26 protein-coding genes, 1 pseudogene and 1 riboswitch are annotated in these 25453 nt (G+C 67.9%); of the genes and pseudogenes, 12 read left to right on the top strand and 15 right to left on the bottom strand.

The window, feature by feature from the left end:
- Positions 1 to 21: 21 nt before the first annotated feature.
- Positions 22 to 1623: an ABC transporter substrate-binding protein gene (locus ACSQ3Y_RS31365; protein ID WP_436179971.1), complete on the bottom strand. Its 1602-nt coding sequence runs from the start codon at positions 1621 to 1623 to the stop codon at positions 22 to 24.
- Positions 1624 to 1734: 111 nt separating this feature from the next.
- Here ACSQ3Y_RS31365 and ACSQ3Y_RS31360 point away from each other — a divergent pair, with 111 nt between their 5' ends.
- Together ACSQ3Y_RS31360 and ACSQ3Y_RS31355 are read left to right on the top strand one after the other, a co-directional pair.
- On the top strand, positions 1735 to 2127 hold the full coding sequence (locus ACSQ3Y_RS31360; RefSeq protein WP_007849612.1) for a RidA family protein: 393 nt from the start codon (positions 1735 to 1737) through the stop codon (positions 2125 to 2127).
- Positions 2120 to 3073, top strand: a complete 954-nt coding sequence (locus tag ACSQ3Y_RS31355) for a sugar kinase (RefSeq protein ID WP_436179970.1) — start codon at positions 2120 to 2122, stop codon at positions 3071 to 3073. Before ACSQ3Y_RS31360 ends, ACSQ3Y_RS31355 begins: the two co-directional genes overlap by 8 nt.
- A gap of 34 nt (positions 3074 to 3107) precedes the next feature.
- Here the strand turns inward: ACSQ3Y_RS31355 and nhaR are convergent, their stop codons facing one another.
- Positions 3108 to 4004, bottom strand: coding sequence for a transcriptional activator NhaR (gene nhaR, locus ACSQ3Y_RS31350; RefSeq protein ID WP_428003285.1), 897 nt, complete (start codon positions 4002 to 4004; stop codon positions 3108 to 3110).
- Between the two features lie 157 nt (positions 4005 to 4161).
- Here nhaR and ACSQ3Y_RS31345 point away from each other — a divergent pair, with 157 nt between their 5' ends.
- Positions 4162 to 4710, top strand: a complete 549-nt coding sequence (locus ACSQ3Y_RS31345; RefSeq protein WP_057268572.1) for an Rrf2 family transcriptional regulator — start codon at positions 4162 to 4164, stop codon at positions 4708 to 4710.
- Positions 4711 to 4774: 64 nt separating this feature from the next.
- Here the strand turns inward: ACSQ3Y_RS31345 and ACSQ3Y_RS31340 are convergent, their stop codons facing one another.
- Together ACSQ3Y_RS31340 and ACSQ3Y_RS31335 are read right to left on the bottom strand one after the other, a co-directional pair.
- Positions 4775 to 5188, bottom strand: coding sequence for a VOC family protein (locus ACSQ3Y_RS31340; protein WP_057204134.1), 414 nt, complete (start codon positions 5186 to 5188; stop codon positions 4775 to 4777).
- Between the two features lie 39 nt (positions 5189 to 5227).
- Complete coding sequence (locus ACSQ3Y_RS31335) at positions 5228 to 5872, bottom strand: glutathione S-transferase (RefSeq protein WP_436179969.1); 645 nt, start codon at positions 5870 to 5872, stop codon at positions 5228 to 5230.
- Positions 5873 to 6095: 223 nt separating this feature from the next.
- On the opposite strand from ACSQ3Y_RS31335, the gene ACSQ3Y_RS31330 reads away from it, so the two are divergent.
- From ACSQ3Y_RS31330 to ACSQ3Y_RS31320, 3 genes are all read left to right on the top strand, one after another.
- Positions 6096 to 6587, top strand: coding sequence for a copper chaperone PCu(A)C (locus ACSQ3Y_RS31330; RefSeq protein ID WP_436179968.1), 492 nt, complete (start codon positions 6096 to 6098; stop codon positions 6585 to 6587).
- 88 nt (positions 6588 to 6675) lie between these two features.
- Entirely contained in the window at positions 6676 to 7530 is an 855-nt protein-coding gene (locus ACSQ3Y_RS31325; protein WP_436179967.1) for a PhaM family polyhydroxyalkanoate granule multifunctional regulatory protein, read from the top strand.
- A gap of 62 nt (positions 7531 to 7592) precedes the next feature.
- A complete protein-coding gene (locus tag ACSQ3Y_RS31320) occupies positions 7593 to 8897 on the top strand; it encodes an FIST signal transduction protein (protein WP_436179966.1) in 1305 nt (434 codons plus the stop codon).
- A gap of 15 nt (positions 8898 to 8912) precedes the next feature.
- Here the strand turns inward: ACSQ3Y_RS31320 and ACSQ3Y_RS31315 are convergent, their stop codons facing one another.
- Positions 8913 to 10067 (bottom strand): rhodanese-like domain-containing protein, encoded by a 1155-nt coding sequence (locus tag ACSQ3Y_RS31315; RefSeq protein WP_436179965.1) that lies wholly within the window; start codon positions 10065 to 10067, stop codon positions 8913 to 8915.
- Between the two features lie 227 nt (positions 10068 to 10294).
- Between ACSQ3Y_RS31315 and ACSQ3Y_RS31310 the strand changes: the two genes are divergently transcribed.
- Both ACSQ3Y_RS31310 and ACSQ3Y_RS31305 read left to right on the top strand, forming a co-directional pair.
- Positions 10295 to 11509 (top strand): sulfite oxidase, encoded by a 1215-nt coding sequence (locus ACSQ3Y_RS31310; RefSeq protein WP_436179964.1) that lies wholly within the window; start codon positions 10295 to 10297, stop codon positions 11507 to 11509.
- A 13-nt stretch (positions 11510 to 11522) separates the two neighbouring features.
- Positions 11523 to 11843, top strand: a complete 321-nt coding sequence (locus ACSQ3Y_RS31305; RefSeq protein ID WP_436179963.1) for a c-type cytochrome — start codon at positions 11523 to 11525, stop codon at positions 11841 to 11843.
- 3 nt (positions 11844 to 11846) lie between these two features.
- Here ACSQ3Y_RS31305 and ACSQ3Y_RS31300 read toward each other — a convergent pair whose 3' ends face one another.
- The 8 genes and pseudogenes from ACSQ3Y_RS31300 to ACSQ3Y_RS31265 form a co-directional block, all read right to left on the bottom strand.
- The gene (locus ACSQ3Y_RS31300; protein ID WP_436179962.1) at positions 11847 to 13169 is read right to left on the bottom strand and encodes a D-amino acid dehydrogenase; all 1323 of its coding nucleotides are present in this window, start codon (positions 13167 to 13169) and stop codon (positions 11847 to 11849) included.
- A 94-nt stretch (positions 13170 to 13263) separates the two neighbouring features.
- A riboswitch (glycine riboswitch) is annotated at positions 13264 to 13372 on the bottom strand.
- 181 nt (positions 13373 to 13553) lie between these two features.
- Complete coding sequence (locus ACSQ3Y_RS31295; RefSeq protein WP_057203991.1) at positions 13554 to 13997, bottom strand: YXWGXW repeat-containing protein; 444 nt, start codon at positions 13995 to 13997, stop codon at positions 13554 to 13556.
- Between the two features lie 135 nt (positions 13998 to 14132).
- Positions 14133 to 14572: pseudogene (locus tag ACSQ3Y_RS31290) on the bottom strand (YXWGXW repeat-containing protein).
- Positions 14573 to 14719: 147 nt separating this feature from the next.
- On the bottom strand, positions 14720 to 15100 hold the full coding sequence (locus ACSQ3Y_RS31285) for a DUF6463 family protein (protein WP_428003296.1): 381 nt from the start codon (positions 15098 to 15100) through the stop codon (positions 14720 to 14722).
- A gap of 35 nt (positions 15101 to 15135) precedes the next feature.
- Positions 15136 to 16467, bottom strand: coding sequence for an ABC1 kinase family protein (locus ACSQ3Y_RS31280; RefSeq protein WP_436179961.1), 1332 nt, complete (start codon positions 16465 to 16467; stop codon positions 15136 to 15138).
- On the bottom strand, positions 16464 to 17024 hold the full coding sequence (locus ACSQ3Y_RS31275) for a DUF2867 domain-containing protein (RefSeq protein WP_179683200.1): 561 nt from the start codon (positions 17022 to 17024) through the stop codon (positions 16464 to 16466). Before ACSQ3Y_RS31275 ends, ACSQ3Y_RS31280 begins: the two co-directional genes overlap by 4 nt.
- On the bottom strand, positions 17021 to 17866 hold the full coding sequence (locus tag ACSQ3Y_RS31270; protein ID WP_436179960.1) for a TetR family transcriptional regulator: 846 nt from the start codon (positions 17864 to 17866) through the stop codon (positions 17021 to 17023). The genes ACSQ3Y_RS31275 and ACSQ3Y_RS31270 overlap by 4 nt, the downstream gene beginning before the upstream one ends.
- A gap of 155 nt (positions 17867 to 18021) precedes the next feature.
- Positions 18022 to 18753 (bottom strand): helix-turn-helix domain-containing protein, encoded by a 732-nt coding sequence (locus ACSQ3Y_RS31265; RefSeq protein ID WP_057268587.1) that lies wholly within the window; start codon positions 18751 to 18753, stop codon positions 18022 to 18024.
- 119 nt (positions 18754 to 18872) lie between these two features.
- On the opposite strand from ACSQ3Y_RS31265, the gene ACSQ3Y_RS31260 reads away from it, so the two are divergent.
- Genes ACSQ3Y_RS31260 through ACSQ3Y_RS31250 form a run of 3 tightly spaced genes read left to right on the top strand, consistent with a single transcriptional unit; the run spans position 18873 to position 22288 of the window.
- Positions 18873 to 19748 (top strand): hypothetical protein, encoded by an 876-nt coding sequence (locus tag ACSQ3Y_RS31260; RefSeq protein ID WP_436179959.1) that lies wholly within the window; start codon positions 18873 to 18875, stop codon positions 19746 to 19748.
- A gap of 44 nt (positions 19749 to 19792) precedes the next feature.
- A complete protein-coding gene (locus ACSQ3Y_RS31255) occupies positions 19793 to 21763 on the top strand; it encodes an MFS transporter (protein ID WP_436179958.1) in 1971 nt (656 codons plus the stop codon).
- Positions 21764 to 22288: a hypothetical protein gene (locus ACSQ3Y_RS31250; protein ID WP_436179957.1), complete on the top strand. Its 525-nt coding sequence runs from the start codon at positions 21764 to 21766 to the stop codon at positions 22286 to 22288.
- Positions 22289 to 22466: 178 nt separating this feature from the next.
- Here ACSQ3Y_RS31250 and ACSQ3Y_RS31245 read toward each other — a convergent pair whose 3' ends face one another.
- Both ACSQ3Y_RS31245 and ACSQ3Y_RS31240 read right to left on the bottom strand, forming a co-directional pair.
- Positions 22467 to 23465 (bottom strand): Bug family tripartite tricarboxylate transporter substrate binding protein, encoded by a 999-nt coding sequence (locus ACSQ3Y_RS31245; protein ID WP_057204000.1) that lies wholly within the window; start codon positions 23463 to 23465, stop codon positions 22467 to 22469.
- Between the two features lie 263 nt (positions 23466 to 23728).
- Positions 23729 to 24745: a 1-aminocyclopropane-1-carboxylate deaminase gene (locus ACSQ3Y_RS31240; protein WP_057204001.1), complete on the bottom strand. Its 1017-nt coding sequence runs from the start codon at positions 24743 to 24745 to the stop codon at positions 23729 to 23731.
- A gap of 185 nt (positions 24746 to 24930) precedes the next feature.
- Between ACSQ3Y_RS31240 and ACSQ3Y_RS31235 the strand changes: the two genes are divergently transcribed.
- Complete coding sequence (locus ACSQ3Y_RS31235) at positions 24931 to 25449, top strand: Lrp/AsnC family transcriptional regulator (RefSeq protein ID WP_057204002.1); 519 nt, start codon at positions 24931 to 24933, stop codon at positions 25447 to 25449.
- Positions 25450 to 25453: the final 4 nt, after the last annotated feature.

The raw sequence follows: 25453 nt of genomic DNA, 5'->3' as shown, positions 1-25453 counted from the left end.
AACGAACCTTGTGCGGTGGGCTTACTTGGCCAGGCCCGTGTTCCAGAAGAACGGCCAGATCGCCGGCGTGTAGCCCTCAAGCTTGGCCGAGCGCGCCGAGAGGCCGTTGAACTTGCCCACCTCGATGAAGGGCACTTCGTCGTACACCACCTGCTGCACGGCGCCCCACAGCGGGCCGCGTTTGGCGATGTTGGTCTCCTGGTTGAAGGCGGTGAGCGTGGCCTTCTTGGCCGGCGAGTCCCACCAGCCCGGTGCGCCTTCACCGAGCTGCGGCGGCGAGAGCATGGGCTCAGGGAACAGGCCCGAGTGCGTGAAGTACACGTCCCACAGCTTGGCGTCGTTGCGCCGCTGCACCAGGGTGGCCCAGTCCACCACCTGCAGCTCGGTCTTGAAGCCGGCCTTCTTGAGCTGCTCGGCCATCACCAGCGCCATGTTGTAGTGGAACTCGTACTGGCGGCTGGCCATGATGCGCACCGGCTGGCCGTTGTAGCCGGCCTTGGCGGCCTGGTCCTTGGCGGCCTGCGGATTGCGCTCGTTGTACAGCTTGCCGCCCGCGTCCGAGTAGTAGGGCGTGCCCTTGGGGAAGAAGTTGGGCTCCACCACGAAGAATCGGTTGTCGCCAAAGCCTGCGGCCAGCAGTTCGCCCGAACCCACGGCGGTCTGCACCGCGCGGCGCAGCGGCTGCGCGGCCAGCACGCCTTCCTTGGTGTTGAAGACGATGTAGGGGAAGCCGAAGTTCTTCGTCACGATGGGCACCACGGCCGGGGCGCCCTTGTCGATGCGGCCGGCCGCTTCCACGGGCAGCAGGTCGGCGTACTGGAACTGGCCCGACAGGGCGCCTTCCACGCGGGTGTTGGCATTGGGCACGGGCACGAAGCGCAGCTCGTCGAGCAGGGCCTCGCGGCGGCCGGCATAGCCGCTCGGCGCCTCCTTGCGGGCGCTGTAGCTGTCGTGGCGCACCAGCACCGTGAACTGGTCGGGACGGCGCTCCTTGAACTTGTAGGGGCCGGTGCCGATGAAGTCCTTGAGTTGCGGCGCAATGCTTTCCTTGGCCATGATGGCGGCCATGCCGCTGGGCAACGCCAGCTGGGCCAGCAGCGGTGCATAGGGCGCCTTGAGCGTGAGCTCCACCGACAGCGGGCCCTTGGCGGTGAGCGAGGCCACCTCCTTGGCCACTGCCTTGCCGCGCGGCGACAGTTCCATCCAGCGCTGCAGCGAGGCCACCACGTCGTCGGCGTTCAGGTCGCGCCCGTTGTGCAGCTTGACTTCCTTGCGCAGGGCGATGGTGTAGGTCAGCCCGTCCTTGGACACGGTAGGCAGGCCTTCGGCCAGCATGGGCGCCACGGCCCAGTTCGCGTCGAAGGTGTACAGCGGCTCGTAGACGTGCTGCATGATGGTGCCGACCAGGTCGGCCGTGCTGACCATGGGGTCCAGCCCCTGGGGCTCGCCGACCATCGCCAGGTTGGCGGCGCCCCCCTTGGCAGGGGCCGCCTGGGCCGGCAGGCTCGAGCCGAGGGCCACGACCATGGCGGCAGTGGCTGCCGCCAGGCCAAGAACACGGCGCCGTGCGGTTTGCACAGGCACTGCGAGCGTCAACCGATCACGGATGGATGAGGATTGCATCGTGGCTCCATAAGTAATAACATTACATTTTTAATCGTAGATGACTCGTTTGTGAAAGTCAAACGGGTTTTTTTCGATGATTTATGTAAATTCATTACACAAGGAGCTTGCATGAGCCATGTAGAACTGCTGGGCCAGTCCCCCATCGCCTCCGACCGCCAGGCGCGGCCCCTGTCGCCCGCCACGCGCGCCGGCGACTTCGTCTTCGTCTCGGGCCAGGTGCCCACGGACGACCAGGGCCAGGTCATCGTCGGCGGCATCGAGGCGCAGACGCGCCAGGTGTTCCAGCGCGTCAAGGATGCCCTGGCGCTGGCCGACTGCACCCTGGCCGACGTGGCCAAGGTCAGCGTCTGGCTGGCCGATGCGCGCGATTTCGGCAGCTTCAACCGCGTCTACATGGAATGCTTCGGCGAGCACCGGCCCGCACGCTCCACCGTCGAGTCGCGCCTCATGATCGACGCCAAGGTCGAGATCGACGTCACCGCCTACAAGCCCCGTGCCTGAGCGCGCCAACACCTCCAAGGGCAAGAGCTTCGACGTGGCCGCGCTGGGTGAGGCCATGGTCGAGTTCAACCAGATCCATCCCGGCCAGCCGCAGTACCTGCGCGGCTTTGGCGGCGATACCAGCAATGCCGCCATTGCGGCGGCGCGGGCCGGCGCGCGCGTCGCCTACCTCACGCGCATCGGGCAGGACAGCTTTGGCCAGGCGCTCACCGCGCTGTGGCGTACCGAGGGGGTGGACACCCGTGCGGTGCAGGGCGATGGCGAACACCCCACGGGCATCTACTTCGTCTCGCACGGGGATGCCGGGCACGAGTTCAGCTACCTGCGCGCGGGTTCGGCCGCGAGCCGCATGTCGCCGCAATGGCTGGCCGGCGAGCCCACCGCCGTGCTGCAGGCCGCGCACATTCTGCACCTGTCGGGCATTTCGCTGGCCATCTCGCCCCAGGCCTGCGACACCGCCTTCGAGGCCATGCGCCTGGCGCGCGAGGCCGGCACGCTGGTGGCCTTCGACTCCAACCTGCGCCTCAAGCTCTGGCCGCTGGCGCGGGCCCAGGCCTGCATCGCGCAGGCCGTGGCGCTGTGCGACATCTTCCTGCCCAGCCTGGAGGACATGCAGGCCCTGACGGGCCTGTCCGACCCGGACGCCATCGTCGACTGGGGCCATGCCCGGGGCGCGGCCACCGTGGTGCTCAAGCTCGGGGCCGAGGGGGCACTGGCCAGCAACGGCCAGCGCAGGGAGCGGATCGCAGGCCTGCGCGTTACCCCTGTGGATGCCACGGGCGCGGGCGATTGCTTCTGCGGCAACCTGCTGGCCCGCCTGGCCCAGAGCGACGACGTGTTTGCTGCGGCGCGCTATGCCAACGCGGCAGCCGCACTGGCCGTGCAGGGCTATGGCGCCGTCGCGCCGCTGCCGTACGCGCGCCAGGTGCAGACAGCGGTGGCGTGAACCGGCGGGGCATGGCCGTCGGCACCTGCCCATGTCATGCCGCGAACAGGTCCGACCGCGCCGCCTTGGTGATGGCGGCCACGCAGGGGTGGCTGATGCGCCGCTCCACAGAGATCGCGAAGAATTCCTCCACCAGCTCGGTGGAACGGCCGATCACCTCCACCCCGAACTGGGCCTGGGTCTCCTCTTCCAGCACGGTGGGCGAGGTGAACACCCCGCGGCCCTCGCGCCCAAAGGCGTTCATCAGCGCGCTGTCGTCGAATTCCCCCACCAGGCGTGGCTGCAGCTGGTGCTTGTTGAACCAGTGGTCGAGCTGCTGGCGCACCGACGACATGGGCCCCTGGATCAGCATCGGCGCACCGTGCAGGCACTTGGGGAACGGGCCTTGCAGCTGGCTGCGCAGGGCCGGCGCGCAAAAGAAGCTCATCGAGCTGGTGCCCAGGCCGTGGTTGAAGGCCTTGACGCCGATCTTCTTGGAGACCGGCTCGTCCGCCAGCACCAGGTCCAGCCGGTTCAGGCTCAACTGCGCCACCAGCTCTGGAAACTTGCCTTCGTGGCAGGTCATGTGCACCTGCTCGGCCAGGCCCATCGCCGGCTCCAGCAGGTGATAGGCAACCGACTTGGCCACCGAATCTGCCACGCCCACCCGGAAGGTGATCGGGCGCGACTGCCCGCGTGCCAGGCGGATGGATTTTTCGAGCTCGTCGCCCAGGGTAAAGATCTGCTCCGCATAGCCCAGGGCCACCCGGCCCTCGGCGGTCAGCTCCAGCCCCCGGCCGCGCTTCCTGAACAGGTCGTGGCCCAGCCACTCCTCCAACTGCTTGATCTGGCCCGACAGCGTCTGCGGAGTGGTGTTGAGCTGCTCGCCGGCGCGCATGATGCCGCCCGCCTTGGCCGTGGTCCAGAAGTAGCGCAGGTGCTTGAAGTTCATGCCATCTCCTTGATACTTCGCAAAAATCGAAGTAAAAATCTCAATAAATCGAATATACGCGAAGTGTCAAGATCCCTACAGTACGTACATGGACAGATCGCGGAACGCCCCTTCGGGCACCGAACCCTGGCCATACAACGTTCACAAGGAGTCAAAGATGCGTATCACTACCCGAGGGCAACTTGCCGTGTCGGCCATGACCGATCTCGCACTGCGCCAGCAGATGCGTCCTGTGGCACTGTCGACCATCAGTGCACGCCAGGGCACCTCGCTGTCCTACCTGGAGCAGCTGTTCAGCGCGCTGCGGCGCGCCGGGCTGGTGGACAGCACGCGCGGCCCCGGCGGCGGCTACACCCTGGCGCGCCGCGCCGAGCAGGTGTCCGTGGCAGAGATCATCCTGGCGGTGGAGAACCTCAAGGGCGATGACACCCAGGGGCTGGGCCAGGGCCAGGCCGCGCAGATGACGGCCATGACGGGTGAGCTGTGGATCACCTTCAACAGCCGCGTGATGGACTACCTGCAGTCCGTGAGCCTGGCGGAACTGGTAGCCCAGGAGATCGAACGCGGCGTGGTGGTGGATGCCGCCGAGCCGCAGCAGCGTGCCCGTGCCGTACCAACGAGCAAGCCCAAGCCGCGCATGGCGGGGGTGGGGGTGCCCAACTCGGTGTTCGCGCTGGGCACCATGCCGCTGATGCAACGGCGCTGAAGCGCGCCAGGGGGGGGCCACCCACTGCGCCCGATTTTTTCAGGGCAGGGGGCGGCTCAGCCTCTCAGGCGGCGTACACCTGCTCCATGGATTTGAAACCCTTCATCTCGATCGGGTTGCCGCTCGGGTCGCGGAAGAACATCGTCCACTGCTCGCCGGGCTCGCCCTCGAAGCGCACCTGGGGCGCGAGCACGAAGGGCGTGCCGGCCGCGCGCAGCCGCTCGGCCACGGCCTTCCAGGCGGGCAATTCGAGGATGGCGCCGAAGTGCGGCATGGGCACCAAGTGCTCGCCCACATGGCCGGTGGCGGCGCTGGCGAACGGCGTGCCCAGGTGCAATGAGATCTGGTGGCCGAAGAAGTCGAAATCGACCCAGGTGTCGGTGCTGCGGCCTTCGCGGCAGCCCAGCACGCCGCCGTAGAAGCGGCGGGCTGCGTCGAGGTCGGTGACGTTGAAGGCAAGGTGGAAAAGACTGTGCATCGGCGCAGGATAGCAGCCGATGCGCACCCCCTTGCGACGTCAGCCTTTGGGGCGGGCCAGCATTTCAGCGGTGTTGGTCTTGCGGTCGGCGTTCACGCGCGCCACATGGGGGCGCTCATTCATGCGGGCCAGGTATTCACGCACCGGCAGGTCGGCCAAGAAGTCGCGGCCGTAGATGATCTTGGTGGCCGAGGACACCAGGGGCAGGTGCACGATGGCCGCGCAGTCCGCCGCCGTGAACGTGTCGCCGCCGATGAATGGGCTGAACTTCGTGAGCTGGGCGAATGCCGCGACGTTCTTGGCCAGTTGGGCGCCGACTTTTTCGCGCGCGGCCTCGCTCACCGTGCCGCCGAAAAAGGCCTGCGGGTACAGATTGCGCGCCACCAGTTCCAGGTGCAGTTCCATGAAGGTGATCAGCTCGCGCACCTTGCCGGCGGCCAACGGGTCGGCCGGGATCAGCGGATGCGCGGGGTAGGCCGACTCGATGTAGTCGGCGATCACGGCCGACTCGCACAGCGTGCCGCCCGGGGTGCGCAGGTAGGGCACCTTGCCCAGCGGGCTGGCACTGCGGTCGGTTTCGCCGATCCAGGCCAGTTCCTCGGTGAAGGGCACGCCCTTTTCGAGCAGCGCGAGCTTGACCTTGTTGTAGTAGTTGCTGGCCGAAAAGCCGCAGAGTGTGAGCATGGGGTGTCTCCTGTATTGCCTTGGGGGCCATTGGTGTGCGCCAGCCGCCATGCTAGGGGCTGGCCGGGGCCGGGCGCGTCGCGCAGATGACGCGCGGCGGCGTGCCAGGGGGCCCTCCCTACAATGAGGGAGCACGCGCTTGCTGCGCAATCCCTTCCATTCTCAGGAGCGGCCGCCCTGGCCCCGCCATCCGCGCCGCCACCGTTCTCCAGGAGCCTTTTGCATGATTTTCTCCCGCACCCTCACCGGCCTCACCCTGTGCGCCCTGCTGGCCGCCCCCGCGCTGGCCCAGGTTTCCGACGTGAAGGTCGAGGGCGCCTGGGCCCGCGCCAGCGTGCCAGGCCAGAAGGGCACCGGTGCTTTCATGAAGCTCACAGCACCGCAGGGCGCGCGCCTGGTCAGCGCTTCATCCCCCGCCGCTGGCGTGACCGAGGTGCATGAGATGAAGCTCAATGGCGACGTGATGCGCATGCGCGCCGTACCGGTGCTCGATCTGCCCGCAGGCAAGGCCGTGGAGCTCAAGCCCGGTGGCTTTCACATCATGCTGCTGGACCTCAAGGCCCCCCTGGCCAAGGACAGCACCGTGCCCCTCACGCTGACGTTCAAGGACGCCAAGGGCGTGGAAAGCAAACTTGAGCTGACCGTGCCCGTGGCGGCCAGCGCGCCGAGTGCACAGCCTGGGGCGGCAGCCCCGGCGCATGGGCACAAACACTGAGCTAGGGGCCTGTGCAGGCCATCGCCAGCCGCCACTCATTGGGGTAAGCTGTCAAGACAGGTTCCAACCCCCTTCTTGCGGAGCAGCCATGAGCGACACATCCAACTTTGGTTTCGGCAAATTCGTCCCCGGTTTCGATTTTCTGCAGAGCCTGGCCAAGGGTGCGTCGACCAGCATTCCGCAACTGCCCAACCTCTCGAACTGGGTGGCACCGACCATCAGCGTCGAAGAACTGGACAAGCGCATCGACGAACTCAAGGCCGTGCAATTCTGGCTGGAGCAGAACTCCCGCGCGCTGGCCGCTACCATCCAGGCGCTGGAGGTGCAGAAGATGACCCTGGCCACCCTCAAAGGCATGAACTTCAGCATGGGGGATGTGGCCAACGCCTTCAAACTGAAGACCGCCGATACGGTGATGAGCGGCGTGCAAAAGGCGGCCGACACGGTGAGTGGTGCGGCTGGGGCCGTCGCCGGTGCGGCTGCCCGCGTCACCGGCCGCGCGAAGGAAGAAGAGCCTGAGCAGGCAGAGGCAGAGGCAGAGGCCGAGCCCGAGGCGCAGGCGCCCGGCAAGGCCAAGAAGGGCAAGTCCGCTGCCTCGGCACCGGACGCCTCCGTGGTGGACCCGCTGCAGTGGTGGGGCGCGCTCACCGGCCAGTTCCAGCAGATCGCCGCCAATGCCATGAAGGATGCGGCCAAGCAGACTGCCCTCGACACCACCAAGAACATGGCCACCGGCCTGGCCAAGGAGGCCATCAAGACGGCCACCGGCATGGCCAGCCAGTTTGCTGCCAAGGGCATGAAAACCATGGCGGGCGGCACTGGCAGCAAGCGCACCAGCCCTGCGGCCAAGAAGGCGGTGGCCGCCAAGCCTGCAGCCAAGGCCAAACCGGCGGCGAAGAATACGGCTGCTGCCAAGCGCGCGCCGCGCAAGCGCGCCGGCTGACCCCGGCCTGTGCGTCCCGCGCGGGTGGGCGCCGCGCAACCGCCTGCGAGAAGACACACACCATGACACTCTTTCCCTCCGGCCATGCGACCCACCCCCAGTGGCGCATGGCTGCGGCCCTGGCGCTGGCGCAGCTGCGCGCGCAGATGGCGCTGCCCCAGTACGCGAGTGCCCCCACGCTGGGCCTGCTCTACATCACCGACCACTATGCGGGCGATGCCCAGGCCCTGCTCGACCACCTGGCCAGCGAGCTGCCCGGCGTGACCGACTGGAGCGGCACCGTGGGCGTGGGCGTGGCCGCCAACAATGCCGAGTATTTCGACGAGCCTGCACTGTCCGTGATGCTGCTCGATGTCTCGCCCGACCAGTACCGCGTGTTCTCGGGCGTGGCCCCGCTGCCGCGCCAACCGTCCAGTGGCTTCGTGGCCCACACGGCGCTGGTGCATGCCGACGGCCACACACCCGAGCTGGCCGAGTTGCTGGCCGAAATGGCTGCGCGCACGGAGACCGGCTACCTGTTTGGCGGCCTGAGCGCCAGCCGCGGGGCGGGCGTGCAGTTCGCGGTCGCCGGTGACGGCAATATTGCCGGGCAGGGCGGTGCCAGCGGTGTCTTCGATGGCGGCCTGTCGGGCGTGGCCTTTGGCACCGAGGTGGTCCTGGTTTCGCGCGTCACCCAGGGCTGCCAGCCCGTGGGGCCGCTGCGCAGCGTGACCGCTGCGCATGAGAACGTGGTGCTGCAGCTCGACGGCGAGCCGGCGCTCGACGTGCTGCTCGACACGCTGGAGGTCTCGCTCGACGGCGATCCGCAGCCTGCGCTGCGCAAGGTGCGCGCCACGCTGGCCGGGCTGGTGGATGCCGGAGAGCAGCCCCGGGGCCAGCAGCGCACGGGCCACTTCGGCACCGATACGCGCGTGCGCCACATCGTGGGCCTGGACGGTGCGCGCCGGGGCGTGGCCCTGGGCGACCGGGTGGAGCCCGGCATGCACCTGGCCTTCTGCCAGCGCAACGTGGCGGCGGCGCGCGCCGACCTGATGCGCATCTGCGCCGAGATCCGCGAAGAGCTGGAACCCGAGGAACTGGAGCCTGCGCCACTGGAGTCGCAGGACCACACGGGCCGCGCCATGGCCCCGGCGCCCGGAACGGCGGCGCAGGGCCCTGGCGCCGGGCACCACGGCCGGCGCATTCGCGGCGCCATCTACGTGAGCTGCTCAGGCCGTGGGGGTCCGCATTTCGGCGGGCCCAGCGCAGAGCTGCAGATCGTGCGCCATGCACTGGGCGACGTGCCGCTGACCGGCTTCTTCGCCGGCGGCGAGATCGCGCACCACCACCTGTACGGCTACACGGGTGTGCTCACGGTCTTCACCTGAGCTGCAGCCAATGCATCAACTGCTTTCGGTGGGCAGCCCGTCGGCATCCCACTCGGGCAGGCCGCCGCGCAACCAGTACACCGTCTTGTAGCCCTTGCTGGCCGCCACCTTGGCCGCCTTGTAGGACTTCCAGCATTCGGCCCCGTTGCAGGCAAAGATCACGGGCTTGCTGCGGTCCACCTTCTCCAGTGCCTGAAAGTCATCCTGCGTGGCGTTGAAGGCCACGTCCTTGAGGCTTTTTTCCACGTAGGCCGCGAAGACGGCGCCGCGGATACGCTTGGCCTTGAACTCCTTCTCGGTGCGTGTATCGACCACCACCGCCCCCTGCGCCTGCAGCTTTTGCGCCTCGCGTGCGGTGATGCGGTTCACGCCGGGCAGGCTGTTGGGGGTGAAGAGTCCGAGCTCTGCCACGCGGCGGTACTCCTGCGCTTCAGGGCGCAGGGCCACCGGGCTCAGCCCTGTGGTCCCGGAGCCCGAGGCGAACCACTGGGCCAGGCGTGCCTTGACGTCGGCAGGCAGATCCTTCTTCACGGCGATCGAGAAGCCGCCCGGTACCGGCTGCGAGGTCGCCAGCACCCGTGCGTCGCCCTTGTGGGTGGCCGACCATTCGGCCCAGTCGTCCGCCCGCACCACGGTGGCATCCGTGCTGCCGAGCACCAGCGCGCTCAAGCCCGCCTGCGGGTGCTTTTCGTGCAGTACCGACTTGAGATCCTGGAACGACAGGCCTGCTTCGTTGAGCATGCCGCGTGCCATGTAGGTGTAGATCGAATCCTGCTGGGGCAGGTACAGGCGCAGGCCTTTCATCGCCGCCACGTTCGCCACCTGGGCAGAGCCCACGAGCAGGTACAGGTCCGATTTCTGCGTGGCGCCCACCAGCTCGTACCCGCGCTGCAGCGCCGAGGCCGCCACCTGGGCCGGGCCGATGAACACATCGTAGCCCGCGCTGCGCGTGGCGCGCATGACATCGGCCAGGTCTTCGCTGGTGACCACGGTGGCAGCTTGACCGGCGGCCTTGGACAGGCCTGACTCGAACGCGCTGCGCAGAATGCTGTGCGCGGCCTTCTTGGCCGTGGGCTCCACGGCCACGATGGCCGTGAGCTGGGCATGGGCGAAGGGACTGAGCAACAGCAGCAACAGGGACAGCAAGGCAGGGCGTGTTTCGCGATACATGGTGTCTCCTTCGGAGTCTGTCAGCCGATGTCAAATATGCACCAGGGCGCTACCGGGCACACGTCCTTGAGGATGTTGTTGCCATTTTTTACACCTGCTCTCACAAACCCCCAGGGCAAATCGGGGCGGTCATACCAGAATGGGATATGCCCCGCATGCTGGCGGCCGTCTGCGGCCGGTGCCGACTGCGGAAACATCTGCCTTACCCACCTCCGGAGGACCGTTCCATGAAAAATCCCGTGACCCTGCCGCGCCGGCACCTGCTCACTGGCAGCGCTGCCGCACTCAGCGCCCTGGGGCTGGCTGCATGGACCCGCGGCGCGCATGCCCAGGCTGCGCCTGCGGCGGCGGCCAAGCCGCTGCCCCCCTACGTTGGGTGGAAGAACCCTGGCAGCCTGATCGTGCACAGCAGCAGCACCCTGGAAACGCGCCGGGGCGCTTTCGGCACGGGGGTGGTCACGCCGTCGAGCCAACTGTACATCCGCAACAACCTGCCTGCGCCTGATGCCGCCATCGTGGCCGAGCGCGATGCATGGACTGTGTCCATCGAGGGGGTGAAGGCGCCACGCGCACTGACCGTGGCTGAGCTCAGAACCCTGGGCATCGAGACCGTGACCACAGTGCTGCAATGCTCGGGCAACGGGCGCGGCTTCTTCCCCAGCAAGCCCAGCGGCACGCCGTGGACGGTGGGCGCGGCAGGCTGCGTGGTCTGGAGCGGGGTGCCGCTGCGCAACGTGGTGGCCGCCCTGGGTGGGCTGGCGGGCGGTGCTGCCTACCTCACGGGCACGGGCGGCGAGAAATTGCCCGAGGGCGTGGACCCGCTCTCGGTGGTGGTCGAGCGCTCGGTGCCCATCCAGGCGCTGGAGAATGCCATCCTGGCCTGGGAGATGAACGGCGAGCCCATGCCGCTGGCCCATGGGGGGCCGCTGCGCCTGGTCGTGCCGGGCTACCAGGGGGTGAACAACATCAAGTACGTCAAGCGCGTGGCCTTCGGTGCCGAGCAGTCGCAGGCACGCATCATGTCGCACGGCTACCGCATGTCGCCACCCGGCACCAAGGCGGGCCCCGAGCAGCCCTCGGTGTGGGAGATGACGACCAAGTCCTGGATCAACGGCCCCCTGCCCGAACAGGGCACGCTCAAGGCCGGCATGGTGCAGGTGCATGGCGTGGCGTTTGGCGGCACGCGCGGCGTGAAGGGCGTGGAGGTGTCGGTGGACGGGGGCAAGACCTGGCAGGTGGCCCAGCTCATCGGGCCTGACCTGGGCCGCTTTGCGTGGCGCCAGTTCGTGCTGCCCGCACGCCTGGCCGCAGGGTCACATGAACTGCTCAGCCGCGCCACCGACACGGCAGGCAACGTGCAGCCCGAGCAGCGCGAGGAAAACCTGGGCGGCTACAACAACACGAGCTGGCGCGACCACGGTGTGACCGTGGTGGTCGCTTGAAGCGGTGCGCATCTTGCGCACCGCAGCCGCGGCCTGGCTGCTGGCGCTGATCGGCAGCGGCGCCTGGGCCGCAGATGCCGGCGAACTGGCGCGGGGCAAGGAGCTGTTCGGCAAGATCCAGCCCTCCTGTGCCGTGTGCCACACGCTGCAGGCGGCCGGGGCCGAGGGGCAGGTGGGTCCCATCCTGGACGAGCTCAAGCCCAATGCCGAGCGCGTGCTGCGCGCACTGCGTGCGGGCATTGGCGTCATGCCCTCCTATGCCGACAAGCTCAGCGAAAAGGACATGCGGGCCTTGGCGCACTTCGTGGCGCAGGCCAGCGGCGCTGCTCCCTGAGCGTCAGGCCTTGTGGGCCGCTGCCGTGGGCAGCCGGCTGGGTGCCGCGCTGTGGGGCATGCCCGTGAAGGCAAAGTCCAGCTCGGGCGCCAGGCCGCTCACGATGCGCGCCAGCGACTTGCCCGAGCCGCAGGCATGCGTCCAGCCCAGGGTGCCGTGGCCGGTGTTGAGGAACAGGTTGCCGAGTTTCGTCTTGCCGATCAGCGGCACGTTGCTCGGCGTGGCGGGGCGCAGGCCGGTCCAGAACTGGGCCCGGCTGGCATCGCCCGCGCCGGGAAACAACTGCTCCACGCGGCGCACGATGGCGTCGCAGCGCACCTGGTTGAGGTCGCGGTTGTAGCCGTTGAGTTCGGCCGTGCCGGCAATGCGCAGGCGGTCGCCGCCGCGCTCGCTGGTGTAGCGCGAGAACACGAGCTTGTACTCATCGTCGGTGAGACTCACCTGGTGCGCCATCGATGCATCCTTGACCGGCATGGTCACCGAGTAGCCCTTGGCCGGGTAGATCGGCAGGCGGATGCCCAGGGGCTGTGCCAGCAGCGGGCTGAACGAGCCCATGGCGAGCACGAAGGCATCGCCGTGCACGCGCTCGAAGCGGCCTTCGGCGGTGGTCAACTCCACATGGTCGATGCGTCCGCCCGCCTCGCGCAGCGCGGTGATGTGGTGGCCCAGGCGGAACTGCACGCCCGCAGCCTCGCACAGGCGCGCCAGCTCGCGGGTGAAGGTGTTGGCGTCACCGGATTCGTCCTCGGCGGTGTAGGTGGCACCGGCCAGTTGCGGGCGGATGTGGGCCAGGGCCGGCTCGATGCGCACGGCCTCGTCGGCGCTGATGACCTGGCGCTCGCAGCCGAGCTGGCGCATCTGCTCGGCCGGGGCCAGGGCGCCGTCGAACTCCTTCTGATCGGTATAGAAATGCAGGATGCCCTGCGTGCGCTGGTCGTAGGCAATGCCGGTGGCGGCGCGCAGCTGCTGCAAGGTGTCGCGGCTGTAGGTGCCGAGGCGCACGATCTGCTCGATGTTGTGGCGCGTGCGCGCCGGCGTGCAGTTGCGCAGGAAGGACAGGCCCCAGAGCCACTGGCGCATGTCGGCACGGATGCGGAACAGCAGGGGGGCATCTTCCTTGCCCAGCCATTGCAGCACCTTGAGCGGCGCGCTCGGGTTGGCCCAGGGCTCGGCATGGCTCACCGATATCTGGCCGCCGTTGGCAAAGCTGGTTTCCGCGCCGGGCGCGCCCTGGCGGTCGATGACGGTCACCTCGTGGCCAAGTTGCTGCAGGAAATAGGCCGAAGTCACGCCGAGCAGGCCGGCGCCAAGAACGATCACACGCATTTTGAAAGCCTCTGGAAGGGCAATCGCCGGGCCTGTCGGTGTCGCTGCGGGTGTAGGTCTCAACAACGCGCAGCGGGCACGTCATGGCCCGGCTGCCGCTCCCCCTGTCCTTGGTACCTGAGAGATTCACCGCCGCCCCTCATGGGCTGCGGCTTGCTCCTTCGGTGCGCTACATGGCGTAGCGGCTCTCCAGACGGCCTTGATGAATGGTGCAGTACGGAACCTGAGCGTGCATGGGAGTTTGCGCCTTCGGTGAAGCGGGCGGTGCCGCTTGCTCTCCTGCGGGGGCCATTCTAGGGCGAGGCCAGCGCACAAAAGCGAACGCCGCAGCTAATGTGCGGCGTTCGTTGCTGATACAAGACCGGGCAGTGGCCCGGTCAGGTGTCAGTTGCGGCGCGGATTGTCAGGGTTGCTGTCGCGGCGGTTCGACACGCCATCGCCATCGCGGTCCCGGTCGTTGCGGTTGGCAACGCCGTCACCATCACGGTCCCAGCCGCCACGGCGCATTTCCCAGCGGCCATCGCGTTCCTGCCAGGTGGGCTGGCGGTAGGCGTAGCCCGGGCGTGCCTTGACCCAGTGGCCGGCGACCCAGACGTGGCGGCCGCCACGCCAGTCCCAATGGCCTTCTTCCCAGACCTGGCCACGGCGTGGGCGTGGCACCGCTTCACGGCGGGGTGGTGGAGGGGCGGGGATCACCTGGTACCCCTGGGGGCCCGACTGGATCACCACGGTACCTTGGTGCACCGGCTGGGCCGTGGCTACGGACGAGAGGCTTGCCAGGGCCAGGGTGGTTGCAATAAGGGCTGCGTAAGTGGTTTTGTAAGCCATGGATGACTCCTTTTTCAATGTTGTTGTGTCGCCTTTGTATGGTGGGCAGGCAGCAGTGCCACGTCTGTAGGCGCTGCGCCTTGGTGCCTGTAGGCGAGCGGGGCCGGCGCCACCAGGGTAGCCGGCAGGTCCCCGTCAGTTGCGGTAGGGGTTGTCCGGGCGGCGGTCGTGGCGGTTGGGCACGCCATCGCCATCGCGGTCCCAGCCGCCGGGGCGCATGTGGTGGCGGCCGTCGCGCTCTTCCCAGCGCGGTTCACGGTAGCTGTAGCCGGGGCGGGCCTTGACCCAGTAGCCCTGGATCCACACGTGGCGACCGCTGCGCCATTCCCAATGGCCGGGCACCCAGGCCATGCCACGGCGTGCATGGGGTGGCGCTTCGTAGCGGGGTGGGGGGGCGCGTGGTATTGCACCGGGGTGACCTGCAGCGGCGCCAGGGCGGGGCGCTGCACGGGGTGTTGGTAGTAAGGGGTGCCGGTCTGGATGACGACGGTGGCGCTGGGGGATGCCAGCGCCGGGGCAATGGCACCCAGCGACAGCAAGGCCAGGGAAGCGACGGCGAGGGCGATGCGGGCCATGAAGGTCTCCTTGGAAATGATTCCTTGCGGAACCGGAGCCTTGATCGTGGGCGCTTTGCGTCAAGCCGGTGTAGTGCTCATGCGAAGAGTTGTAAGTGTGTGTTGCTGCAGCGCGGCTTGCGCACCCAAAGCGTGATTTATGTCACGTCAGCGGACCAGCAGGGCCAGCGCCGGCGGCAGCACCAGCCAGAAGCCTGACACCGGCATCAGCACCACGCCTGCCAGTACCAGCGCCAGCAGGCACCAGCCCATGGGCCGCAGCGCGACGGCCGGCTGGCTGCGCTCCAGGGCCGTCACTTCCCACGCCAGCAAGGCCAGCACAGCGCCGAACAGCAGGAACCAGACGGCGGCACCCAGGTGCATGTCGTCTGCCACGGCGTTGAACACGCCTCGCTGCCACAGGATCTGCCACTGCGGGACAAACAGGACGGCCGCCGCCAGCGTGTGCAGCACGGCCACGGCCAGCAGCCAGCGGCCCTTCCAGGGGCGGGCAGCAAGGGTGGAAAGGGACCAGGGAAGGCTGTGCATGGAATGCTCCTTGTCATACGGGGGACGGAGGGTGGTCAGCCGATCCAGCGGTCGGCCTGCGTGCGTACCTGCGCCCGGATTTCGGTCAGCAGGTGCATGAGCCCGAGCCAAGCGCGCTCGAAAGCCGGCAGTTCTGGCGGTATGCCGGCCAGGTGCCTGGCCAGGACTTTTTGCTGCGCTGCCACGGGGGCGGGCGGCCGGCTCTTGCCTGCGAAGTCGAAGACCGGCTCTGTGAAGGGCTCGGTCTGCCAGGCCTGCATGATCGAGAGGGCGGGCATCAGCTCGTCGGTGAAGGTGGTGACATCCATCGCCGCATCCACCAGCCCCAGCGCTATGTAGGCTTGCAGCACGCCTTGGGCGTGGGCCGGCGACGCGGGTTGCAGCAGCGCGCGCCAGGCCTGCAGCACACCGGTGCGAAAGGCCGGCGACAGCTCGCGCGTGCAGCCGAAATCGAGCACGCCGAGTTGCCCATCGGGCAGGAACAGAAAGTTACCCGGGTGCAGGTCCGCATGCATGTGCCCAAGGCCAAAGGTGCAGTGCATGAACCAGTCCCAGAGCAGTTGGCCGGCCTGGTTGCGTGCGGCCTGCGTGGGCTCGCTGCGCAGCCATTCACCCAGGTGCACGCCTGGCAGGTACTGCTGGGTGAGCACCTGCGCGCGTGTGTGCGAGGCGATGGGCTGCGGCACCACGATGCCCGGCAGCGCCGCATGTTCGGCAAACCACTGCAGCTGCCGGGCCTCGTGCAGGTAGTCCACCTCGTGCAGCAGCGTGCGCTCGATCTCCTGCATCACCCGTTCAACCACTACATCGCCGGGCAGCGGCAGGTCGCTGTGCGCCAGGGCACGCAGGGTGGTGCGCAGCAGGCGCATGTCCGAGGCAATGGTCGAGGCAATGCCCGGGTACTGCACCTTGACCGCCACGGCGCCATGCCCGGCCAGCTCGGCGCGGTGCACCTGGCCCAGGCTGGCGGCGGCAAAGGCCTGGGGCTCGAAGCGGGTGAACAGGGCCTCGGGCTCCTGCCCGAAGGCCTGGCGGAACACCCGGCCCACCAGCGCGCGGTTGAGCGGCGTGGCCTGGTGGCAGGCGCGCGCCAGTTCGCGCCGCACGCCCTCGGGCAAAAAACTGGTGTCCATGCTCAGGATCTGCGAGACCTTGAGCGCTGTGCCGCGCAACTGCCCCATGGCCTGGAACAGGATGCGGCCCATGGCCGCCTCGTGGCGGGCCTGGGCATCGGCCTGTGCCACTTTGTCGGCGTGGGCGGGCCGCATGCGCAGGCCCAGTTGTGCCAGGCCCAGGCGCGCGGCCGTGATGCCGGTGATGGTGCCGCGCGCGAGCGTGCCGGTGCGGGGTGGCTTGGCGCCTGTCATGCGCGGGGCGGGTTTTGAGGGCTGGCAGCAGCCGGTGCGCCAGCATCCACCCGCGCCAGCAGGGTCCGCACGATGCGCCGGTGGAACGGCGCGATCACGGCCATGTAGGTGTGGCCCAGCGCGTTGTGGATGTGCACCACGGAGGAAAGAGCCAGCACGGCCTGCCCGTCCTGCATGCGCTTGTGCAGCGACACCTGCACGTTCAGGTGGCGGTCGTCCACGCCCATCACCACCTCGCGCTCGCCCAGGTGGCGGATCTCGAAGAAACCCACCAGATCGCCCACGCGGTAGCCCGCCTCAGTCTGGCGGGTGCCGTCATGCAGTTGCCCCACAGCCTTGAGGCCGACCATGCGCACCAGGCGGTTGCGCAGGGCCATGAGCGCGCGTGTCCAGCCCGGCGTTTGTTTCACCATGTCGAGCCAGGTCTGCAGCGCGCTGCTGTCGGGTGTGGGGTCGGCCGCTTCGAAGCAGTCGGCGAACTGTGCGCCGGGCAGTCGCGATGCGATCACGCTGCCCTGGGGCAGTGCGGTGGCGCGGACGGTGCGGGCGGGGCTCATGGCGCGGCCTTGCGGGCACGGGGTTTGCGAGCGGGCTTGGGCGCATCGGCCACGGGGGGCTGGGCCGACGGGCGCGCGCGCGGTGTGCGCGGCGGCGTATCCATCGCGGGCACCATCGTGTCCCCCAACGCGCTTTTGGCCATGCGCAGCACGCCCACCAGGCCGCTGCCGTGCTGCATGAAGCGCGCCATCTGGCTGCGCAGCATGAAGCCGCCCAGCTGCAGCACGCGGTTCACCAGGCCCGCGCGCAGCGCCAGCACCAGCACGCCCAGCGACAGGTCCACCAGTTGCGTGGTGTCCGCGAACTCGTCCGATTCGTCGGCCAGCCAGTAGGCCACCACGCCCGCCAGGTAGTCGCCGTACAGGCCGCTGGCCACCCCCTTGAAATCGCAGGGCTCGATCTCGCCCTGGGATTCGGCCGTTTCGATGAAGCCCGTCACCGCCTCGCGCAGCGCCTGGCGTGCCGCCAGCGGCTCGGCCAGCATGGACAGCGGCGAGCGCCTGGCCAGGATGCGCACCCCGGCCACGAACTCGCGGTCGGGCAGCAGGCGCTCGAGCACGGCGTCGGTCAGGCGCTGCAGCTTTTCCTGCAGGCCGTAGTCCGCCAGGCCCGGTGTGGCCAGCGTATCGGCCAGGGCGCTGCGCACCGCTTCGTCCAGATAGCCCAGCACGATGCGGTCCTTGGTCGGGAAATACTTGTAGATCGTCGCATCGCCAATGCCGGCCGCGCGCGCGATGTCCTTCATCGTCGTGCCGTCGAAGCCCTGGCGCGTCATCAGATCGACCGCGCTGGCCACGATCTGGCGGCGCGTAGCGTCCTGCTGTTGGCGAGTGGTTTTCATTTTCTTTAAATCCCATGAATTCGGTATTTAAAGAATAGTTAATTCTGTTTAAACCGTCAAGCGGGTTCGGAGCGCGCAGGCAACATGAAGCCCATCTGCCGGCATGTCCAGGCAGGTTGGCGAGGTGTTTTGCTGTCGGAAAGCAGCGGTGCTGCTCAGCGCCGCATGCCTGTGAACGCCTCGAACTCCCAGCTTCGCAGGGCCAGCAGCAAGGTATAGCCCTCCAGCTCGCGGGCCGGCAGCTTCTGGTCGGCCAGGTGCTGCTGCGCAAAGTCCTGGGCCACGCGCTGCATGCGCTCCATGAAGGCCGGGGCCAGGCTGCGGCTGATGGTGCCGTGTACCAACAGCACGCCCTCGCCCGCGCCATCGAAGCCGCCGGCAAAGTAGTCGAGCAGCGCATGCTCGCGAAAGTAGTTCATCACCGGGCCATGGGGCCGCCAGCGGAAGGTTTTGGCCAGCTTGAGCCGGTAGCGGTTGAGCGGCCGCAGCTCGATGATGCCGATGCGGTCGAGCTGGGCCAGGTACTTGATGCCTTCGGCCTCCGAGAGGCGGTAGGTCGTTGTCACCTGCTCCAGCGTCCACTGGCTGAGCACGCAGATGGCCATCAAGAGCAGCCGCTTGTCGGCTACCACGGCTTTTTCCTGCTCTTGCGTCAGCTCCTTGAGCAGGGGCTGGCTGTCGGCCACGCGGCGCGCCAGGTCGGCAAAGTCGAGCGCCAGCGCGCGGCAGATGGCGTCGATGCGCGACAGCGGCATGTCCCCCTTGGCCAGCATGCGCTTGACGCTGGACTCTGCCATGCCCAGCTGCTGCGCCAGGTCGGCGTAGGTCATCTGCGCGGTCTTGAGTTCCTTCTTGAGGGCGGTGACGAGGTCGGCGGTGGTGCTCATGGGTATCGATTATCGGTACCTGCGGTGTTTCCGGTAGCCCTTTGCACTGATTTCGGTACTCGTTCGGCCTGGAGCCTGCCCACACTGCGCTGCATCAACCACTCCCGAGACGCCGCACCATGCCACTGCCCTCCGCTCCTTCCACCACGGGCCTGTCCCGTCCAGAGGCCTGCCTTCTGGTTGGCGCCTGTGCCTTGCTGGGTCTGGCCCTGTTCGGGCCGGCGATGCTGGACAGTGCCCACCAGCACGGGTTTGCCGACCAGCGCACGCTGCTGGGCATTCCTTGTGCGCTCGACGTGCTGAGCAACCTTCCGTTTGCCATCGCGGGCATTCTGGGCCTGGCCTGGCTGGTGCGCTTGCCGCATGCCGCGATGGACGGGGTATCCCGCGCCCTCGTTGCCCTGTTCCTGGCCGGGCTGGTGTGCACTTCGGTGGGTTCGTCCTTCTACCACTGGCGTCCCAGCGACTTCGGCCTGTTCTGGGACCGGCTGGGCATGGTGCTGCCGTTCGCAGGCCTGCTGGGGCTGGCGGCCGCGGGCCGCGTCAGCGGGCGCGCCGGCATCGCCACGGCGGGGGCCGTGCTGCTGGGCGGCACCTCTGCCGTGCTGTGGTGGGCGCTGTCCGGCAACGTGCTGCCCTGGGCGGTGGTGCAGCTGGGGGGCATGCTGGTGGTGCTGGCGCTGGCCGTGCTGCCCCGTCGCGCGGGTTCCCTGGCGGTGCACCTGGGCGCAGTGATCGCCTTCTACGGCGTGGCCAAGCTGTTCGAGGCCGCCGACCATGCGATCCTGGAGGCCACGGGGCAGTGGGTGTCGGGCCACAGCCTCAAGCACCTGATCGCGGCCGGCGCTGCCTTGCCCGTGCTGTCTGCGCTGGCAGCGTTGCTGCAACGCACGAATGCCCGTCGCACTGTCGTCGCAACCGGGCAGAATGGCGGCCAGCACCGGACGCAAAGCCGGTCGACCACGGCGCGCAATGCACGCCGCCAGGGCGCCTGAGAGATGTCGTTCTTACACACCAAGATGCCAACGAGGAGAGACGCATGAGCACCGAGACCCCTTCTGCGGGCGCGAGCCCCCTGCACGGCAGCCCCGGCGTTCAGGGTAGCCACGGCGGCCATGAGGACCCCAACCAGTTCGCCCTGCTGCGCCAGCGCCGGTTTGCGCCCTTTTTCTGGACGCAGTTCTCGGGCGCGGCCAACGACAACCTGTTCAAGTTCGCCTTCACGGTGATGGTGACCTACCAGCTGAGCGTGGACTGGCTGCCGCCGGCCATGGCGGGGCTGGTGATCGGGGCGCTGTTCATCCTGCCATTCTTGCTGTTCTCGGCCACCTCGGGCCAGCTCACGGACAAGTACGACAAGACGCGCATGATCCGCTTCGTGAAGAACCTGGAGATCGCCATCATGCTGGTGGCGGCCGTGGGCTTCGTGATGGGCAACGTGCCCATCCTGCTCCTGTGCACCTTCCTCATGGGGATGCACTCCACGCTGTTCGGCCCGGTGAAGTTCGCCTACCTGCCCCAGGTGCTGACCGAGCGCGAGCTCACCGGCGGCAACGGCATGGTGGAGATGGGCACCTTCGTCGCCATCCTGCTGGGCAACGTGGCCGGCGGCCTGCTGGTGGCGCTGCCGGGCATCGGCCACACCACGGTGGCCATCGCCTGCGTGGCGCTGGCACTGGTCGGACGGGTGGTGGCGCAGGCCATTCCCTCGGCCCCGGCCACCGATCCGGGCCTGGTCATCAACTGGAACCCCGTCACCGAAACCTGGCGCAACCTCAAGCTCGCGCATGGCAACATGGTGGTCTTCCGCTCGCTGCTGGGCATCAGCTGGATGTGGTTTTTCGGCGCGGTGTTCCTGTCGCAGTTCCCGAGCCTGGCCAAGGAGGTGCTGCACGGCAACGAACAGGTGGCCTCGCTGCTGCTGGTGGTGTTCTCGGTGGGCATCGGCATCGGCTCGCTGCTGTGCGAGGTGCTCTCGCGCCGCCATGTGGAGATCGGCCTGGTGCCCCTGGGCGCCATCGGCATGAGCGTGTTCTCCATCGATTTGTACTTTGCCGCGCGCAGCCTGCCGCCGTCGGAGATCATGGGTCTCGGGGCCTTCCTCGCGCAAAGCCAGCACTGGCGCGTGATGCTCGACCTGGCGCTGCTGAGCCTGTTCGCCGGCCTGTACAGCGTGCCCATGTACGCACTGATCCAGATGCGCAGCCAGCCCACGCACCGCGCGCGCATCATCGCCGCCAACAACATCCTGAATGCGCTGTTCATGATCGCCAGCTCGCTGATCGCCGGCGCGCTTCTGGGTGCCGGTTTCACCGTGCCGCAGATCTTTCTGTTCACCGGCCTGGCGAATGCGGTGGTGGCGTTCTACATCTTCATGCTGGTGCCCGAGTACCTGCTGCGCTTCGTGGCCTGGGTGTCCTCGCGCTTCGTCTACCGCTTCAAGGTGCAGGGCGATGAGAACCTGCCCACCACGGGCGCTGCCATCCTGGCCTGCAACCACGTGAGCTTCATCGACGCGGTGCTGCTCATGGCCGCCAGCCCCCGGCCCATCTACTTCGTGATGGACCACCGCATCTTCCGCGTGCCGGTGCTCGGCTGGCTGTTCCGCCTGGCCAAGGCCATCCCGATCGCGCCCTACAAGGAAGACCCCGCCATCTACGACGCGGCCTTCGAGCGCGCGGCCCAGGTGCTGCGCGAAGGCGACCTGCTGGCCATCTTCCCCGAAGGCGGCATCACCAAGGACGGGCAACTCCAGGAGTTCAAGGGCGGCATCATGAAGATCATCGAGCGGGCGCGCGAAGAAGGCATCAACGCCCCCGTGATCCCCATGGCGCTGACCAACCTGTGGGGCTCGTACTTCAGCCGCATCGAGCAGGGCGGGGCCATGGTGCGCCCCTTCCGCCGCGGCTTCTACAGCCGCGTGGGCCTGAACGTGGGGCACGCCGTGGCGTCGTCGGACGTGCAGCCCGCGTTGCTGCGCTCGCGTGTGGCCGATCTGCTGGGCACCTGAGTGCTGGGCGCCGACCCCCTGCAAGCGCCAGAGCGCGTGGCGCTGGCGCGCCGGATCGTGGCCTTTCTGCGCGGGATTGGCCTGGAGGTGACCGAGGCAGAGGTGCCAGCTGACAGCTTCCTGCCGGGCCTGCGCATCGTGCAGGGTGGCCTGCAGGTGGACCTGGACCAGCTGCGCTGGCCGGGTGACCTGCTGCACGAAGCCGGGCACCTGGCCGTGGTGCCGGCAGCCTTGCGTGCCCACATGGACGACGCGCTCGCCGAACTGCCCCCGGTGCCGCATGGCGGCGAGATCGAGGCCACGGCATGGGCCTGGGCGGCCCTGCGGCACCTTCAGTTGCCGTCCGAGGTGCTGTTCCATGACGGTGGCTACCATGGCCGGTCCCAGGGCCTGCGCACCACCTTCGAGCTGGGCGTCTACTTGGGCGCCGCTGGGCTGGTGTCGGCGGGCCTGGCGGCCACGCCCGCGCAGGCATCGGCAGGGGCCGCTCTCTATCCGCACCTCATGGCCTGGCTGCGCTCCTGAACCCGGGCCTTGCCGATTCGGTCAGGGGGCTCATACCCATTGGTGCCCGAGTGCCTGCTGCGCTTCGTGGCTGGCTGTTCAGCCTGGACCAGGCCATCCCGATCACGCCCTGCAAGGCAGACCCCGCCACCTGCAAAGCAGCTTTCGAGCACGCTGCCCAGGTGCTGCGTGGCCGCGTTCACTCCGCGCGGATGTTCGCGCGCTGGGCAATCGCCCGCATGCGCGGTAGTTCGTCCTCGATCTGCGCGAGCACGGTGTTGCCGGGGGCGTAGGCCTGCTCCAGGCCACTGGCGATGAGCTTGCCGCGTATCTCGGCATCCGCCATGGTTTCGGACAGCGCCTTTTCCAACCTGGCCTTTGCTTGGGCGGGCAGGCCGCGGGGCGCGACAACGGCCAGCCACGAGTCGGCAGCAAAACCTGCAAAGCCGCTTTCCGCCACCGTCGGTACATCGGGCAACCGCGTGGCGCGCGCGGCGCCCGTGACGACGATGGCCTTGATCTTGCCCGACTTGAGCTGCGGCAGCGCCGCGGCCACCGTGTCGATGGTGAACGGGATCTGCCCGCCCATCAGGTCGCTCATGGCCGGCGCGCTTCCCCGGTAGGGCACGTGCAGCAGCTTGATGCCTGTGGCAGACCACATCAGCTCGGCGGCGAAATGGCCGGTGGTGCCGCTGCCGAACGAGCCGTAGGAGAACTTGTCGGGAGCCTGGTGCGCTGCCGTGATCAGCTGCTTGAGGTTGTCCACAGGCACATCGCGATGGGCCAGCAGGATCAGCGGCACGCGCGCCACCATGCCGACCGGCTCGAAGCTCTTGAGTGGATCGTAAGGCAGCTTGTTGTTGAGCGCGGGGTTGACGGTGAAGGTGGAGCCGGAGCTGATCAGCAGCGTGTAGCCATCGGCAGGAGCATTGGCCACGAAGGATGCGCCCACGATGGTGCCTGCCCCGGCCTTGTTCTCGACCACGATCGGCTGGCCCAGGCGCTCGCCCAGCTTCTTGCTGATCAGGCGGCCCACGATATCGACGGCCCCGCCAGGCGGGAAGGGCACAACCAGCTGGACCGGTTTGACGGGGTAGCCATCGGCATGTGCCTTGGCCCCTCCACCCAGCCCTGTCACTGCAATGGCTACCACGAACACGGCGACGCTTGTGCGTCGGTTCAGATGCAAGCACTTCATTTGGCGATCCTTCGGGTGAGGGCTGGTCGGCCGGCCGTTGTTGGCTGCGAACAGGCGGCAGGGCGCACCAGCCTTCGTCTCGCACCGGCCATGCCTGTCGCAGCTACAGATGTTTGCGCAGCCGCCATGGCCGTGGATGCACGGGATCATGGCGGCGACCCGTGGGCATGCCCGGGTCGATGGTGGGAGTCAGAGGGGTTCAGATGAGCGACAGGCCCGCCAGTCGGCCCAGGCGCTGCTGCTCCGTTTCATCGCGCGGTGCATCAGCCGTTGCGAAAAAGAAAGCTGTAGGCGTTCAACGCCGGCACCCCTCCCAGGTGCGCGTACAGGACACGGGAGCCTTCGGGGAATTCGCCCTTGCGCACCATGTCGATCATGCCGTGCATGGACTTGCCTTCGTACACCGGGTCGGTGAGCATGCCTTCCTGGCGCGCGCACAGGCGGATGGCTTCGAGCGTGCCCTCGCTGGGCAGGCCGTACTCAGGGCCGCCGTAGCGCGTGTCCAGCACCACGTCCTCTGCGGTGATCTCCTGGCCCAACTCGACGAGCTTGGCGGTGTTCTGTGCGATGCGCAGCACCTGGGCATGCGTCTTCTCGGGCTTGGCCGAGGCGTCGATGCCGATCACCTTGCGCGCCCGGCCATCGGCCGCGAAGCCCACCACCATGCCGGCCTGTGTGCTGCCCGTGACCGAGCACACGACGATGTAGTCGAACGCAAAGCCCAGTTCCTTCTCCTGTTGGCGCACTTCCTCGGCAAAGCCCACGAAGCCCAGGCCGCCGTACGGGTGCTCGGAGCAGCCGGCGGGGATGGGGAAGGGCTTGCCGCCGGCCTTCTTCACGTCGTCCATGGCCTGCTCCCAGCTGGGGCGGATGCCGATGTCGAAGCCTGCGGCGTCCAGGCGCACGTCGGCACCCATGATGCGCGACATCTCGATGTTGCCCACGCGGTCGTACACCGCGTCGGAGTAGTTGACCCAGTTCTCCTGCACCAGCACGCACTTCATGCCCAGGTGGGCCGCCACGGCCGCCACCTGGCGCGTCTGGTTGGACTGGATGCCGCCGATGGAGACCAGCGTGTCGTAGCCGCCGGCAATCGCCTCGGGGATGAGGTATTCGAGCTTGCGCGTCTTGTTGCCGCCAAAGGCCAGGCCGCTGTTGCAGTCCTCGCGCTTGGCATACAGGTGCACCTTGCCACCCAGGTGGGCCGACAGGCGCGGCAGCGGCGTGATGGGCGAGGGCCCGAAGGTCAGCGGGTGGCGGGCGAATTTCTGCAGGTTCATGGCGGCTCTCGTGTGCGATGGAAGGGGTGAGGAATCACTCGCAGGGGCGCTTCGGTGGCGCCTTGCCTGCAGTGCCTCCATCGTAGGAAAAGCTGCGTTTAACGTGGTTGTGAAAATGGAGTGGATTTCAGAGTTTTGGTATGTGAAAATGAAAATTGATTTTCATTGATTCCACAAAACCAACCATGTGCGCAACAAAAGTTCGTGACAAGAGCGTGCCGGCCAGCGCTGGAATGACGGACGAGCTCGACCGCACCGACAAGGCCATCCTGCGCCTGCTGCAGCGCGATGCCTCCCTGTCCAATGTGGCCCTGGCCGAGAAGGTGCACCTGAGCCCGCCCGCCTGCCTGCGCCGGGTGGAGCGGCTCAGGCGCCTGGGGCTCATCGATGGGGTGGTGGCGCTGCTCAACCCCAAGGCCGTGGGGGCCGGCATGCTGGTGATGATCGGCGTGGTGCTCGACCGCTCCACGCCCGAGTCGTTCGCGGCCTTCGAGAAGGCCGCCGTGAAGATCTCGGGCTGCATGGAGTGCCATGTGGTCACGGGCGAGTTCGACTATTTCATGCTGGTGCGCACGCGCGACAGCGACAGCTTCAACCGCCTGCACGCCGAGCAACTGATCTACCTGCCGGGCGTGCGGCAGGTGCGCTCCTTCATGGTGCTGCGCAACGTGCTGTCCACCACGGAGCTGCCGCTGGCCTTGTGACCAG

This window comes from Acidovorax sp. LjRoot66, assembly GCF_964253305.1.
Classification (GTDB): Bacteria; Pseudomonadota; Gammaproteobacteria; order Burkholderiales; family Burkholderiaceae_C; genus Acidovorax.
Note: the sequence above shows the minus strand (reverse complement) of the source record. Positions and strands in the feature narration are given on the sequence as shown.

Bases quoted from the DNA above. Each gene is read 5' to 3' on its own strand.
- ACSQ3Y_RS31335 (WP_436179969.1), bottom strand. From the start codon at position 5,872: ATGCTCACACTCTGCGGCTTTTCGGCCAGCAACTACTACAACAAGGTC.
- ACSQ3Y_RS31270 (WP_436179960.1), bottom strand. From the start codon at position 17,866: ATGAAAACCACTCGCCAACAGCAGGACGCTACGCGCCGCCAGATCGTG.
- ACSQ3Y_RS31285 (WP_428003296.1), bottom strand. From the start codon at position 15,100: ATGCACAGCCTTCCCTGGTCCCTTTCCACCCTTGCTGCCCGCCCCTGG.
- ACSQ3Y_RS31265 (WP_057268587.1), bottom strand. From the start codon at position 18,753: ATGAGCACCACCGCCGACCTCGTCACCGCCCTCAAGAAGGAACTCAAG.
- ACSQ3Y_RS31345 (WP_057268572.1), top strand. From the start codon at position 4,162: ATGCGTATCACTACCCGAGGGCAACTTGCCGTGTCGGCCATGACCGAT.
- ACSQ3Y_RS31360 (WP_007849612.1), top strand. From the start codon at position 1,735: ATGAGCCATGTAGAACTGCTGGGCCAGTCCCCCATCGCCTCCGACCGC.
- ACSQ3Y_RS31310 (WP_436179964.1), top strand. From the start codon at position 10,295: ATGAAAAATCCCGTGACCCTGCCGCGCCGGCACCTGCTCACTGGCAGC.
- ACSQ3Y_RS31240 (WP_057204001.1), bottom strand. From the start codon at position 24,745: ATGAACCTGCAGAAATTCGCCCGCCACCCGCTGACCTTCGGGCCCTCG.
- ACSQ3Y_RS31235 (WP_057204002.1), top strand. From the start codon at position 24,931: ATGTGCGCAACAAAAGTTCGTGACAAGAGCGTGCCGGCCAGCGCTGGA.
- ACSQ3Y_RS31325 (WP_436179967.1), top strand. From the start codon at position 6,676: ATGAGCGACACATCCAACTTTGGTTTCGGCAAATTCGTCCCCGGTTTC.
- ACSQ3Y_RS31320 (WP_436179966.1), top strand. From the start codon at position 7,593: ATGACACTCTTTCCCTCCGGCCATGCGACCCACCCCCAGTGGCGCATG.
- ACSQ3Y_RS31300 (WP_436179962.1), bottom strand. From the start codon at position 13,169: ATGCGTGTGATCGTTCTTGGCGCCGGCCTGCTCGGCGTGACTTCGGCC.
- ACSQ3Y_RS31340 (WP_057204134.1), bottom strand. From the start codon at position 5,188: ATGCACAGTCTTTTCCACCTTGCCTTCAACGTCACCGACCTCGACGCA.
- ACSQ3Y_RS31275 (WP_179683200.1), bottom strand. From the start codon at position 17,024: ATGAGCCCCGCCCGCACCGTCCGCGCCACCGCACTGCCCCAGGGCAGC.
- ACSQ3Y_RS31330 (WP_436179968.1), top strand. From the start codon at position 6,096: ATGATTTTCTCCCGCACCCTCACCGGCCTCACCCTGTGCGCCCTGCTG.
- ACSQ3Y_RS31280 (WP_436179961.1), bottom strand. From the start codon at position 16,467: ATGACAGGCGCCAAGCCACCCCGCACCGGCACGCTCGCGCGCGGCACC.
- ACSQ3Y_RS31245 (WP_057204000.1), bottom strand. From the start codon at position 23,465: ATGAAGTGCTTGCATCTGAACCGACGCACAAGCGTCGCCGTGTTCGTG.
- ACSQ3Y_RS31365 (WP_436179971.1), bottom strand. From the start codon at position 1,623: ATGCAATCCTCATCCATCCGTGATCGGTTGACGCTCGCAGTGCCTGTG.
- nhaR (WP_428003285.1), bottom strand. From the start codon at position 4,004: ATGAACTTCAAGCACCTGCGCTACTTCTGGACCACGGCCAAGGCGGGC.
- ACSQ3Y_RS31295 (WP_057203991.1), bottom strand. From the start codon at position 13,997: ATGGCTTACAAAACCACTTACGCAGCCCTTATTGCAACCACCCTGGCC.
- ACSQ3Y_RS31315 (WP_436179965.1), bottom strand. From the start codon at position 10,067: ATGTATCGCGAAACACGCCCTGCCTTGCTGTCCCTGTTGCTGCTGTTG.
- ACSQ3Y_RS31255 (WP_436179958.1), top strand. From the start codon at position 19,793: ATGAGCACCGAGACCCCTTCTGCGGGCGCGAGCCCCCTGCACGGCAGC.
- ACSQ3Y_RS31260 (WP_436179959.1), top strand. From the start codon at position 18,873: ATGCCACTGCCCTCCGCTCCTTCCACCACGGGCCTGTCCCGTCCAGAG.